At 67.9% G+C, this 11049-nt stretch carries 15 protein-coding genes and 2 pseudogenes; 10 read left to right on the top strand and 7 right to left on the bottom strand.

The features are described from left to right. The first annotated feature begins 350 nt into the window (after positions 1 to 350). The 3 genes and pseudogenes from BIV25_RS54895 to BIV25_RS45500 all read left to right on the top strand — a co-directional run bounded on the left by BIV25_RS54895 (position 351) and on the right by BIV25_RS45500 (position 1427). The gene (locus BIV25_RS54895) at positions 351 to 488 is read left to right on the top strand and encodes a hypothetical protein (RefSeq protein WP_371273155.1); all 138 of its coding nucleotides are present in this window, start codon (positions 351 to 353) and stop codon (positions 486 to 488) included. A gap of 264 nt (positions 489 to 752) precedes the next feature. Beyond that, positions 753 to 911 (top strand): annotated as a pseudogene (locus tag BIV25_RS48940) (GntR family transcriptional regulator); the annotation flags it as partial. Positions 912 to 983: 72 nt separating this feature from the next. After that, positions 984 to 1427: an SRPBCC family protein gene (locus BIV25_RS45500; RefSeq protein WP_071378486.1), complete on the top strand. Its 444-nt coding sequence runs from the start codon at positions 984 to 986 to the stop codon at positions 1425 to 1427. Between the two features lie 165 nt (positions 1428 to 1592). Here BIV25_RS45500 and BIV25_RS45495 read toward each other — a convergent pair whose 3' ends face one another. After that, positions 1593 to 2063 carry an NUDIX domain-containing protein gene (locus tag BIV25_RS45495; RefSeq protein ID WP_071378485.1) on the bottom strand — a complete coding sequence of 157 codons (471 nt, stop codon included), beginning with the start codon at positions 2061 to 2063 and terminating at the stop codon, positions 1593 to 1595. Between the two features lie 2 nt (positions 2064 to 2065). Beyond that, on the bottom strand, positions 2066 to 2809 hold the full coding sequence (locus BIV25_RS45490) for a helix-turn-helix domain-containing protein (RefSeq protein WP_071378484.1): 744 nt from the start codon (positions 2807 to 2809) through the stop codon (positions 2066 to 2068). Between the two features lie 107 nt (positions 2810 to 2916). Between BIV25_RS45490 and BIV25_RS45485 the strand changes: the two genes are divergently transcribed. The 3 genes from BIV25_RS45485 (at position 2917) to BIV25_RS45475 (ending at position 4760) form a co-directional block, all read left to right on the top strand. Then, a complete protein-coding gene (locus BIV25_RS45485; RefSeq protein WP_071378489.1) occupies positions 2917 to 3159 on the top strand; it encodes a hypothetical protein in 243 nt (80 codons plus the stop codon). A gap of 250 nt (positions 3160 to 3409) precedes the next feature. Continuing rightward, on the top strand, positions 3410 to 3853 hold the full coding sequence (locus tag BIV25_RS45480; protein ID WP_071378483.1) for a hypothetical protein: 444 nt from the start codon (positions 3410 to 3412) through the stop codon (positions 3851 to 3853). Between the two features lie 70 nt (positions 3854 to 3923). Continuing rightward, positions 3924 to 4760, top strand: a complete 837-nt coding sequence (locus BIV25_RS45475; protein WP_071378482.1) for a protein kinase — start codon at positions 3924 to 3926, stop codon at positions 4758 to 4760. 91 nt (positions 4761 to 4851) lie between these two features. On the opposite strand, the gene BIV25_RS45470 is transcribed toward BIV25_RS45475, so the two are convergent. Next, a complete protein-coding gene (locus tag BIV25_RS45470; RefSeq protein ID WP_071378481.1) occupies positions 4852 to 5820 on the bottom strand; it encodes a helix-turn-helix domain-containing protein in 969 nt (322 codons plus the stop codon). A 128-nt stretch (positions 5821 to 5948) separates the two neighbouring features. Between BIV25_RS45470 and BIV25_RS45465 the strand changes: the two genes are divergently transcribed. Together BIV25_RS45465 and BIV25_RS45460 are read left to right on the top strand one after the other, a co-directional pair. Next, positions 5949 to 6986 (top strand): trans-acting enoyl reductase family protein, encoded by a 1038-nt coding sequence (locus tag BIV25_RS45465; protein WP_177235662.1) that lies wholly within the window; start codon positions 5949 to 5951, stop codon positions 6984 to 6986. 198 nt (positions 6987 to 7184) lie between these two features. Beyond that, entirely contained in the window at positions 7185 to 7859 is a 675-nt protein-coding gene (locus BIV25_RS45460) for a hypothetical protein (RefSeq protein ID WP_071378480.1), read from the top strand. Positions 7860 to 7883: 24 nt separating this feature from the next. Here BIV25_RS45460 and BIV25_RS53980 read toward each other — a convergent pair whose 3' ends face one another. The 4 genes and pseudogenes from BIV25_RS53980 to BIV25_RS45445 all read right to left on the bottom strand — a co-directional run bounded on the left by BIV25_RS53980 (position 7884) and on the right by BIV25_RS45445 (position 9671). Next, positions 7884 to 8084, bottom strand: coding sequence for an SCO3870 family protein (locus BIV25_RS53980; protein WP_256257218.1), 201 nt, complete (start codon positions 8082 to 8084; stop codon positions 7884 to 7886). Between the two features lie 66 nt (positions 8085 to 8150). Beyond that, a pseudogene (locus BIV25_RS45455) lies at positions 8151 to 8762 on the bottom strand (response regulator); the annotation flags it as partial. Next, on the bottom strand, positions 8759 to 8947 hold the full coding sequence (locus tag BIV25_RS45450; RefSeq protein WP_071378479.1) for a hypothetical protein: 189 nt from the start codon (positions 8945 to 8947) through the stop codon (positions 8759 to 8761). The pseudogene BIV25_RS45455 and the gene BIV25_RS45450, both read right to left, overlap by 4 nt. Positions 8948 to 9281: 334 nt before the next feature. Further along, complete coding sequence (locus BIV25_RS45445) at positions 9282 to 9671, bottom strand: hypothetical protein (RefSeq protein WP_071378478.1); 390 nt, start codon at positions 9669 to 9671, stop codon at positions 9282 to 9284. A 312-nt stretch (positions 9672 to 9983) separates the two neighbouring features. Here BIV25_RS45445 and BIV25_RS45440 point away from each other — a divergent pair, with 312 nt between their 5' ends. Both BIV25_RS45440 and BIV25_RS45435 read left to right on the top strand, forming a co-directional pair. Continuing rightward, the gene (locus BIV25_RS45440; RefSeq protein ID WP_071378477.1) at positions 9984 to 10499 is read left to right on the top strand and encodes a hypothetical protein; all 516 of its coding nucleotides are present in this window, start codon (positions 9984 to 9986) and stop codon (positions 10497 to 10499) included. 139 nt (positions 10500 to 10638) lie between these two features. Further along, on the top strand, positions 10639 to 10875 hold the full coding sequence (locus BIV25_RS45435; protein ID WP_079177329.1) for a PaaI family thioesterase: 237 nt from the start codon (positions 10639 to 10641) through the stop codon (positions 10873 to 10875). The last annotated feature ends 174 nt before the right edge of the window (positions 10876 to 11049 follow it).

Raw genomic sequence — 11049 nt, 5'->3', positions numbered from 1 at the left:
ACTATCCAACAGGCCAAATGAGATGGCGTCTAAATGCGTGACAACACCGGCGAACCACGAGGCCATCGTGCCATTCACGTGCCAGATCCTGCGGGGAACAACGGGGACTGGCCACCTGTACAGCCATGGCCGCAGCACCACCCCGCCGCAGGTCAGCGCAACAACTGCCGCCAGAAACCCCTAGCTTCCCAAGCTGAGAGCTTCGCCAGGCCATCAGTCGGTCCGTCCCCACGGCCCGGCCGGCGCGACTTGCTCCCGGCGACGGCAATGCACCGTGGTTGAGGGCAGTGGGGGTGCAGCAAGACATACACATCGCCTGAGACTGGAGCGGTTCGGCGGGAACCTGGCAGGTGGTCACGGTCGACATGCCATTCCTGGTGGACTCGGTCACGCACAGCGGCTTGTCACGGTCCACTCTCCATTCAAGATTCCCAACGCAGCGCAGACCCTCTGGTCAGCTGCCGCCTTGTCTAGCGCCTGGCAAGTGACTAGCCAGAACGTCAAAGTTTGACCCTGCATTTTGTACACATAGGGCTCCCCCCAGTGCCCTCCGAGTGAATGCTTCACTGTTGGCTATGACTCCGAAAACGAGTGCCACAAGGCAGCGCCCACAGTTCGAACTTCGCTGCGGCTGACTGCACTTGACCGTTCAGCGCGTCCCTGCCTGGCTGGTGGCAGCCCTCGCAACGACCACGGGCAGCGGAGTCGCAGCGTGGTTCGCTCATCGTTAGCACAGCACACCCCGGCCGCCAGCCGAGGAGGCGTCGATACTCGGCATCCGGAAGGCCGCGCTCGTCACGTATATCCGGCGGACGTACTACGGCGACCAGGGGCGGCCCGTGGAGACGGCGGACATCGTCGTGCCCGCAGCGCACTGCGAGATCGTGTACGAGATCCCGATCAACCGCTAGACGCGTAGGGCAGTCACGGGCAGCGCGTGTGTCGAACTCCCGAGCATGAGCGGCGGGGATAGCGTTGAGGTTATGGCCGTCGATGTCCTCACCGAGACCGTGATCGCCCGCCCCTGTGCGGAGGTCGCCGCCTACGCCGGGAATCCGACCAACGCGCCGCGCTGGTACGCCAACATCGTCTCGGTTCGTTGGCAGACCTCGCCGCCGCTCGCCGTGGGCTCGAAGCTCGACTTCGTCGCCCGCTTTCTGGGGCGCACCCTGACCTACACGTACGAGGTCGTCGAGTACTCCTCCGAACGACTCGTGATGCGCACCGCGCAGGGGCCGTTTCCCATGGAGACGACCTACACCTGGCAGCCGGTGGACGCTGACCATACCCGGATGACGCTGCGCAACCGCGGCGAGCCATCCGGCCTTGCGAAAGTGAGCGCTCCGATGATGGCTGCAGCCGTGCGGCGGGCCAACGTCAAGGACCTGGCCACGTTGAGAGGGCTGCTGGAAGGCGCCAACGCCTAACGACTCCAACCGACGTTCACCGGCCGACTTCTGACATCCACGGCTGACATCAACGAGGCCGGACGGCAGCACACAGCGGCGCCCCTGGGCGACCGCCGGATCAGCTGACGGCGGCGCCAGGGGCGGGCGTAGATCGAACTCCTGAAGCGGGTGTCGCAGGTTCGATCAGCCGAGATAAGGCCGCTCACGGTGCTCCAGAAAGTGGCGGATCCGGAGTAGCTGCGTGTGGTGCATCGGCAGTTGATCGATCTCTTCCGGCTGGACGAACCGCAATTCCGTGGACTCGTCCGAGATCGCGAGTCGGCCGCCGACCACGCGGGCGGTGAAGCAGACGTTGAACTGTCTGCGTACCTCACCGTCCGTGTAGACGATGATGTGGCGAGGGTCGGTGTACGTGCCCACGAGCCCGGTGATCTCTACGTCCAGACCTGTTTCCTCCTTCACCTCGCGGACGGCCGTTCCCGGGAGTGAGTCGGTCATCTCCATGCCGCCGCCAGGGAGCGCCCAAAGGTCGTTGTCCCGGCGGCGCTGGAGGAGGATGCGCCCTTCGTCGTCGGCAACCACGGCGGACGCGGCGACCACCAAGCTGTTCGGCTCAGGTGCTGCTGCGTCGTCGTAGTACTCGGTCCGTGCCATGGTCACCCTTCTCGTACCGGCGTCGCGGTCTCCCACACAGCGTCGAAGCTGCTGGCGTAGGTGTCGAACATGCCGCCCTCTCCGTTGCGTCGAAGATGCCACACGGGTGCACCGTAGGCGTTCACGCCCCAGACATGGGCATTGACCAGCGCCTGGTCATCCGCACGATAAATCGAGTTGTAGAGCGTGGTGGCATGGGTCCGCACCTCGATGCCGGGTACCTCGGCCAGGGGGCGATAGTGCATGAGGGCGAGTCGGCAGCGGGACTCGATCCCATGGCCGAACCTCTCTTCGCTACCGCGCTGTTGGACGTTCGTGCTGTCCGGGTCGCCGATCGCGATACGGACAGCACATCCGTCAGCAGCTCGCTCTCGCAACAGGTCGTTGAGCCGCGGGTACGCCTCGTGCAGGAAGACGGCCGCATAGACCAACACGTCGATGTGCTCGCGGGCCTGGGACAGCATGTCCACGAAGGTGGACACGGGGATGTCCGCCCGCTGGTCGTAGAGAGCCACAAGTTCCGGACTGACGGCGCGGGCAGGGCGTGCCTGCCGGAGCGCTGGCCATAGAGCGTGCACGTCTTCTCCTAGCGTTTCCGCTGCCAACATGGCCGTGGCTCGGCGCGGCGTACGCCCCAAATTGACCCATCGTTCGACGGACTTGGGATCGACTTCGACCCGGTCCGCAAGGGCGGTGTACGTCCAGCCGCCGGCCGCCATGGCAGCACGTAGCCTCTCGTTCGGCATCCCAATCTCTCCCAACACTCGGGGACGGCACTAGGGACGTTCTATCCGACGCGGGACGTCCTGAAGTGGTGTTTGTCGGAGGTTCCGACGTCCTCACGGGCGCCAGGATGCTCGTGCACATGGCGAGCAACCAGCAGACCAGACCAGGCATCGGTGAACTGGCGAAGGACACTGCCAGCGGGCGAATCGGCGTCGTCATGGGTGAGATCGGCGCCCGGGTGCAGATACGGCCCATCGGTGGCGGCGTCGAGTGGGACGCCCGGCCGGACAACGTGGTGGCGCCGACAGCGCGGGAGGAACTGAGCGCCCGCCTTGCCATCAAGGACGGCAACCGCCGGGGCAGGCTGTGATGCGCGCCATCGGCCGATATGCGGAACCTCTGTTCATCATCATGATCAGCAGCTCGTGTGGCCTGGTGATCGGCATGGCCCTCGGTATCCGCCGGTAGACCGGCTGGCCCCGGACGGGGTGCCACCTTCCTTGGCTCCCCCTTCCCCGTTCGGGGCCGGCCTTCCATCCCACTCGGTTGTCCTGGGCCATGCCTCGGTGACCGATACGGGCGTAAGTGCCAGAGCACAGCGACACTCAAGGAGTATTCGCATGACGGCAACGGCCAACGACCAGAGGACCGGGCGCGCGGTGGCTGGTGAGGAGCTGTTCGACAGCCTCACCCACTTCGTGGTCGTCCACAACGGGCAGCCACCCGAGCGGGCGGCACGGATCGCGGACCAGGCGGTGGCCTTCCTGGTCACTGCGGCAACCGCCACCGTTCCCATGGTGCCGTCGGACGACGTGGACCTCGGCCTGCACGCGCTCATCCTGCACACGAAGGAGTACGCCGCGCTCTGCGAGCAGAACGCGGGCCGCTTCCTCCACCACAACCCGACGCCGGGATGCAGACCCCGTGACCCGGAGAAGGTTTCCGCCTCCGCGCATGCGATGAAGTCGGCCGGGTTCATGGTCTTCGACGACCTGTGGACCGTGGACGGCACGAACCTCGCGCAGTGCGACTCGGACTACGGTCGACCGTACGGCCAGGCATAGCAACACGACATCAGCGACTCGGCCGGCCTCGACTCTGGGTCGGCCGCCTCGCCCGGAAGGAGAACAGACGTTGTCCGGGACACCCCCTGAACTGCCGATCGTCGTGCTCGACGCACTCATGCCCACGGCTCAGCGCCTGGTCCTCAATCGCCGGGGCTCCACGGTCTGGGAGGTGGAAAGCCACAGGGGCCACTACGCCGTGAAGGTCGGCTACCCGATCGAGGCAACGGCGGACTGGTCCGCCCAGCCCTGGACGGCGCTCGCCCCCGCGCGTGAAGGTGCCGTGCTGCACCGCCTCGGGTTCCCTGACTTCGCGTACGGCGAATGGGACGGCGGTACCTGGAACTTCCAGCCGTGGCGCGAAGGACCGGATCTCTACCAGCTGTGGGAGCCCTGCCGCGCGCGGGACTCCCGGATCGAACCGCACACCAGCGTCGCCCTGGGCTGCGTGGAGGCGCTCGCAGAACTGCACGGCAAGGGCTGGGCCCACGGCGACGTGCAGCCCGCGCACTTCATCATCGGGCCGGAACGGACCCACCTCATCGACCTGGCCTTGGCGCGCGGTGGGCACGTGCCCGAGGGGTACGACTTCCCGTTCCGCGGCTGTCTCGTCCACTACGAGGCGCCGGAGATCGCGCGCAGCGTACTCGCGACCGGAGAAGCGCAGGCCACACCCGAAGCCGACATCTACGCACTCGGCGCATCACTGCTCATCTCCGCCACGGGCTGGCGGGCGGTCGAGTACCCGGACGACGCACCGCGCCCCGTGCAACGACAAGCCGTGACAAACGGCAGGCGGCGGCCGGTGAAGGTGCAAGGAGAACTGGGTGAGCTGATCGAGGCCATGCTCAGCCATGCCCCCGAAGACAGGCCAACGATCTACGAGGTCGGTAAAGCCCTGAGCTGAGCCCGCCGACGCCGCTCACGGCGAACGCCGACCACACGCAAAGACCGGACCACCCCTCAGCCTGGACAGCATTCCGGGTGGTCGTGAAGTGTCAGCTTCCGTGATGCGGGCTTGGGACTGGTTCTCGGGGGCGGAAGGTGCGGCGGTAGGTGTCGGGCGGGACGCCGACGCTGCGGTGGAAGTGACGGCGCAGGGTGGTGGCGGTGCCCATGCCGGTGGCCGTGGCGATGGTGTCGACGGTGGCGTTGGTGGTTTCCAGGAGTTCCTGGGCGTGGCGGATGCGCTGGGTGTGGAGCCACTGCAGTGGTGTGGTGCCAGTGAGGTGTTTGAAGTGGCGGGCGAGGTGGCGTGAGCTCATGCGGGCCTGGCGGGCCAGGTCCTCCACGGTGAGCGGTTGGTCCAGTCGTTCCAGCGCCCAGGGGAAGAGTCCGCCCAGGGGGTGGTTGCCGGGCTCTGGCAGGGGTGTGGAGATGAACTGGGCCTGGCCGCCGTCGCGGTGGGGCGGGATGACCAGACGGCGGGCGATCTTGTTGGCGTTGGCCGAGCCGTGGTCTCGGCGGACCAGGTGCAGGCACAGGTCCATGGCGGCAGCCTTGCCCGCAGAGGTGAGGACGTCGCCGTTGTCGACGTAGAGGACGTCCGGATCCACGGTGGCCGCCGGGTGGCGCCGGGCCAGTTCCCGGGTGTGGGCCCAGTGGGTGGTGGCGCGCCTGCCGTCGAGCAGTCCGGCCGCGCCCAGGACGAAGGCGCCCGTGCACAGCGAGGCCACGCGGGCGCCGGCCTCGTGGGCGGTGCGCACCGCCTGGACCAGGTCGCCGGGCGGTTCACGGTCGGTGTCGGCCCAGCCGGGGACGATCACCGTGTCGGCGTGCGCGAGATGGTCGAGTCCGTGGTCGGGCGCCAGGAGGAATCGGTCGACGTGTACGGGACCGCTTCCGCAGACGGAGAAGTCGTACCAGGGGTCCACGATGTGGGTCAGATCAGCGCCGAAGATCTCGATGGCCACGGACAGTTCGTAGTGGAGCATGCCGTCGGTGACGGCCAGCGCGACGGTGGGCATGTCCGAAACTGTACGCGTCATGTCGTTTCCGACGCTCGTGCGGGGTGATGCCGCGAGGACAGGATGTGGGTGTCAGGCCGCGGCGGATCGACATCGCGGCGGGTGTTCCAGTGCACGGGAGCAGTCTCATGGGGTCAGGTCAGCAGGTGGCGGTGTTCGGCGCGTACGGTCACACCGGGCGGTTCGTGGTCGCGGAGCTGGCCGCGCGCGGATACGTCCCGGTGCCTTCCGGGCGCAACGCCCAGGCGCTGCGGGAGCTGGCCGACGAGCACGGGCTGGAGGCCCGGGTGGTGTCGGCTGAGGACGCGGCGTCGCTGGACCGGGCCCTGGCGGGCACGGTGGCGGTCATCAACTGCGCGGGCCCCTTCGCGACGACCACCGGTCCCGTGATCGAGGCCGCGCTCCGTGTGAAGATCCCGTACCTGGACGTGGCCGCCGAGCTTGAGACCAACCTCGACACCTTCGCCCACTACCAGGAGCGGGCCCGGGAAGCGGGAGCGGTGATCGTCCCGGCCATGGCCTTCTTCGGCGGCCTCGGCGACCTGCTGGCCACCGCGGCGATGGGCGACTGGACCGCAGCCGACGAGGCCCACATCGCCTACGCGCTCAGCAGCTGGCACCCCACCGCCGGCACCCGCCTGTCCGGTGCCGTCTCCCGCGAGCGCCGCGGCGACGTCCGCCTGCGCTACAGCGGCGGCCAGTGGGAGCGCCGCACCGACGCCGCGCCCGCCCTTCAGTGGACCTTCCCGGAACCGATGGGAGTCCGGGAGGTGATCGGCGAGTTCACGATGGCGGATGTCGTCACCGTTCCCCAGCACCTGTCCATCCCCGACGTGACCACCTACATGACCGTTGAGGCAGTCCGTGATGTCGCCGCCCCCCACACACCGACCCCGACCGCCGCCGACCGGAGAGGGCGCTCGGACCAGACCTTCCTCGTCGACGCCGTCGTACGCTCCGGCGGAGTCGAACGCCGGGCCACTGCCAGCGGCCAGGACATCTACGCCGTCACCGCGCCTCTCGTCGCCGAGGCCCTCGAACGCGTCCTGACCGGCCGTACCAAGACTGTCGGCGTCGCCTCCGCCGGCGAGATCTTCGACGCACCGGACTTCCTGCATGCACTCGCCCCGTACATCGCACTCGACCTCCACCCGCAAGGCGCCTGACCGCGACGCTCCACGACGCAAGGCCGTTTCCGGATTCCCGGAAACGGACTCCCACCACGTCTTCTGAGCGCACGCACGTACGCACTCCCGCAGATTCGCCGAGTCTCCGCTACGATCACCGAGAGTCACATTCCAACTGGCCGTACGTGGGGAATCTTTGGCGGCCGCCCACATACAGGCGGCAGAGGGGTAGGGGCCATGACGCGCACGGTCTTTACGGACAAGGTGTTTCCACATACGAAGCTGATCGGCTCACCGCGCTCGCTGGGCAGCGCCGATCTCGTCCGTTGCACCGTCCAGGGCGGAACCCTGGCCCAGTACGAGGACCCGGAGTTCGGGCTGCGAGTGCACGATCTCTCCCTGCGCGACTGCCGGGCCGGCGGCGTACTGCACGGCGTGCAGTTCAGCGACGTCTCGGTGCACAACCTCGCCTCCGGCGGCCGGATACTGCCGTCCGCCTGCGTCTTCCGGCACGTCACGCTCTCCGGGCGTATCCCGCAGCTGATGGTGCGGCCGGCCCACTACTCCCTCCCGGAGGCGGTCCAGGAAGCCTTCCGGGACGGCGCGGAGCGCTTCTACGCCGAGGTCGACTGGGCGCTGGACATCGCCGCCGCGAAGTTCTCGGATGCCGAGTTCTCCGGCATCCCCGGCCATCTCGTCCGCCGCGACCCCGAGACCCAGTTCCTCCTCCACCGAGACCGGGCCGAGACGGCGGACTCCCAGGCCTTCTCCCCTCGCGCGCGCTCCTACCTCGCCAAGGCCCGCACGTCCTCGTACCCGACGGTGGTGGTCGTGGCTCCGACCCGCTCGAAGTACTTCAAGGACGTGCTCAAGGACCTGGCGAGCCTGCGGGCCGTCGGAATCGCCGAATAGCGGCCGTTCAGATCCCGATCATCATCAGTCCGAGTGCGGCCGACGGGCACGGACCCATGTCAGCACAATCAGGGCCGAGGTCACATACATCACCACGCTGGCCGTGGCCACAGAGTCGACGTACGGCTCATAGCCGTCCGCACGAAGCTGGAGCGCGAGGAAACCGAGCGCCGTCGCAAGCGCCGCGATCGATGCGGCCAGGGAACCGAACGGGTCTTTCTTCATGAGTACTTCCTCCACACTGTGATCTGCTGCTGAACCGCGTTGGCGAACCGAGACACGCCTCGGCTGCACCCAGCCCTTCTCGCGCGCGAGCCGTACCGCCGCATACCGGTTCTCCCCTCCGACCTTGGAGACGGCCGACGACAGGTAGTTGCGCACAGTCCTTGGTGACGCCGCGGCCCGCTCGGCGATTTCCGCGACGGAAGCTCCGTCGGCGGCGAGTTCCAGCACCTCCGCCTCCCACTCGGTCAGCGGTGAGTCACCCGCGGAGATGGCATCGGCGGCCAACTCGATGTCGACATAGGGGTTTCCCGCTTGCACGGTGCGGATGATCTCGGCGAGGCGCTGCGCGCTGACGGTCTTCGGGACGAACCCGCGCACGCCCGCCGCGAGCGCCCGCTTCAGGTGCCCCGGCCGACCGTGGCTGGTCACGACCAGCACCTTGCAGCCCGGCTGCTCGGCCTGGAGGGACCTGGCGACCCGCGCTCCGTCCGCACCGGGCATCTGCAGATCGATGACGGCCACGTCGGGTTCGTGCGCCCGTGCCATCGCCAATGCCTCCGGTCCGGTCGCGGCCTCGGCGACAACGGTCGGATCGTCCTCCAGGGACAACAGCGCAGCGAGGGCCCCCCGGACAAGGTGCTCATCGTCGGCCAACAGCAGCCGCACCGGCGCCGTCACGGCATCACCTCGTTCGTCGCCGCTACCAGGGGTACCCCCGCCACCAGCACAAACGCGCTCTTCCCGGCCACTCCCGCCTCCAGCGTCGTCCCGTCCACTGACGCAAGCCGCTCGCACAGTCCCGCGCGCCCCGAGCCGCTGCCGCGCCCGGCCGCCATGGTCCCGCCGTTCTCGACCGACAGCACTACACGTTCCTTCGCTGCTCGTACCTGCACCGCACACCGTTTCGCGTCCCCGTGCCGGAGGACGTCTTTCCGTCCTCATGTGTCCAGCATCTCCGGGGAGTTGGCCCTCAGACAGGGCACATCATCATGGAATCGTGTGACATATGTCAGTGGTGGCCATCCCGTTGCGTCAGGAACCGATCCGCCGCCCTGCCCGGCAGCGCGGCACCGCTGGAGGCCGCATCCCTGGGCTAGGCGGCGCCGTCGCGCCGACTGCCACCCAAAGTGCGGAAAGGTCAGCCCGGGCGTACGAGCGCCGCCGGGTGCATCCTTCCCCGTGTCCTGCAAAACGCGGTCACGGGGCGGCCGTGGGTACCGCCGCCGTGGGCGGGGCGGACATTGTGAGGGCTGGCGCCGCGTTGATGCCCTTCCAGCCGGGGCCGAGGCTGCGCAGGCGGGGGCAGCCGACCCGCGGGGCGGACACCGTGGCCACGTCCTCGACCGTAACCGGGTTGTCGGCGGCGTAATTCGGCGGTGGCGGTCGCCACGGGCGCAAGGGCGCGTGCGGTGTCGGGTCGATCGCGGCCAGGGCGACGGTGAGCATGTCGACGGCGTCGGTCGCGTCCTCGACTGCGGCCGTGCTCCAGGTCGTTGGTGTCACCGTGTCGACCAGTTCGCACACGGCGTCGGCCACTGCCGCCGAGTGCAGCTCGACCCGCGGCTCAGCCTTGCTGCTCAGCTCCATGTTCCGCCCAACGATCACGCCGACCTGCGGGGACGGCGAAGGGCCCGCGCCACGCGCGACAAAGACGCCGCGGCTATGAGGTGAGTGCCGTGTAGCGCGCCGCGGTGCGCAGCTGGTGTGTATTGCGCACCGAACGGGCCGGTAACCGCGCCTCGGTGCGCACCTGCCGCGTGGCGCGCATTGGTCGGCGCGCGCATGGTGCGCGCCGGGACTCTGCCGGGGCCGGCATCGGTCCATGGCTGTGCTGGCCGGGCATAGCTGCAACCACGTGGGGAGTGGGGATAGTCGTACAGGAGGCGGGAAGGAGATGCCATGAATGCCGATACGGTTACCGCTATCTGCGCCACTGCCATTGCTTCTGCCTCGTTCGTTGTTTCTGTCCAGCAAGGCAGGGCGAGCCGCCAGCACAACCGGCACTCGGTGAGGCCGGTGCTCACATTGTGGAACTACCGCCGCGTCGGCGGCACCACCGGGATAAGCCTGGAGAACCAAGGTCTGGGGCCCGCCTTCGTCACCACTTCACAGGTCTGGCTCGACCAAGTCCTCCTTGGCCGCTGGGAACACGACGCGGTTGCCTCGATCTGCGCGGAACTGAGGGAAAGGCCGAGCGTGGTTGAGATGAACCGCAAACCTTGGGTCCTGCCCGCCGGCGCCTCACGCTTCCTGCTGTCCGTGGACAACTACGACGGCGCCCGGCACTCCGACCTGTGGGACCTGATCAAGAACCGCCTGGCCATGAAAATTGTGTACGACTCGGTCTACGGCGGCGACGCACATGAACTTGCCTACCGGATGGAAACTCTCGCCGAAGGGACGCCAGGCCTGTGAACGGGCCGGACCAGGCCGATCCGCGAGTACGGCGTCAGCGACTGCAAAGGCGCCGCGCCGGACACCGCCCTCGCCCGTTCAATAAGAACGTGGAAGACCTCCGCAACGAGCAGCGGCCGACGGCTTCGCCCGGGGCGTGATGACGGCCAGCTCGGCAATCTCACGAGACGGCACAGCAGCGTTGGGGGCCGGCACCTCGACGGTCGAGTCCAAGACCAACTTCTTCCGCGGGGTCACTTCCGGCACTGTCCACGCCACCGCCCGGATCCTCAACGCGGGCCGGACTCTGATCGTCGTCCAGATCGAACTCGTCGACGACCGGGAACGGTTGGTCGCCCAGACCACCCAGACCCAGATCGTGCTCACCCCACGCTGAACCCCGACCGGACCCCGGTGCACTCGCCCAGAGGCACGCGCCTTCGGAGGCGGAGTGGGGCTGGCCGGTTGTGGAAATACCGGTCGGCAGGGGCGGAGGTTGTGAGTCGACTGATGAGTATTTGTCCGCGAAATATGCATTCTGTGATGTTTCGCCCGTATGGACGGGCTGGTT

The organism is Streptomyces sp. MUSC 14, from assembly GCF_001866675.1.
Classification (GTDB): Bacteria; Actinomycetota; Actinomycetes; order Streptomycetales; family Streptomycetaceae; genus Streptomyces.
Note: the sequence above shows the minus strand (reverse complement) of the source record. Positions and strands in the feature narration are given on the sequence as shown.

What these genes read in the sequence shown, in the direction of transcription:
- BIV25_RS45500 (WP_071378486.1), top strand. Translation starts at nt 984, where the DNA reads ATGGCCGTCGATGTCCTCACCGAGACCGTGATCGCCCGCCCCTGTGCG.
- BIV25_RS45495 (WP_071378485.1), bottom strand. Translation starts at nt 2,063, where the DNA reads ATGGCACGGACCGAGTACTACGACGACGCAGCAGCACCTGAGCCGAAC.
- BIV25_RS45490 (WP_071378484.1), bottom strand. Translation starts at nt 2,809, where the DNA reads ATGCCGAACGAGAGGCTACGTGCTGCCATGGCGGCCGGCGGCTGGACG.
- BIV25_RS45485 (WP_071378489.1), top strand. Translation starts at nt 2,917, where the DNA reads ATGCTCGTGCACATGGCGAGCAACCAGCAGACCAGACCAGGCATCGGT.
- BIV25_RS45480 (WP_071378483.1), top strand. Translation starts at nt 3,410, where the DNA reads ATGACGGCAACGGCCAACGACCAGAGGACCGGGCGCGCGGTGGCTGGT.
- BIV25_RS45470 (WP_071378481.1), bottom strand. Translation starts at nt 5,820, where the DNA reads ATGCCCACCGTCGCGCTGGCCGTCACCGACGGCATGCTCCACTACGAA.
- BIV25_RS45465 (WP_177235662.1), top strand. Translation starts at nt 5,949, where the DNA reads ATGGGGTCAGGTCAGCAGGTGGCGGTGTTCGGCGCGTACGGTCACACC.
- BIV25_RS45460 (WP_071378480.1), top strand. Translation starts at nt 7,185, where the DNA reads ATGACGCGCACGGTCTTTACGGACAAGGTGTTTCCACATACGAAGCTG.
- BIV25_RS53980 (WP_256257218.1), bottom strand. Translation starts at nt 8,084, where the DNA reads ATGAAGAAAGACCCGTTCGGTTCCCTGGCCGCATCGATCGCGGCGCTT.
- BIV25_RS45445 (WP_071378478.1), bottom strand. Translation starts at nt 9,671, where the DNA reads ATGGAGCTGAGCAGCAAGGCTGAGCCGCGGGTCGAGCTGCACTCGGCG.
- BIV25_RS45440 (WP_071378477.1), top strand. Translation starts at nt 9,984, where the DNA reads ATGAATGCCGATACGGTTACCGCTATCTGCGCCACTGCCATTGCTTCT.
- BIV25_RS45435 (WP_079177329.1), top strand. Translation starts at nt 10,639, where the DNA reads ATGACGGCCAGCTCGGCAATCTCACGAGACGGCACAGCAGCGTTGGGG.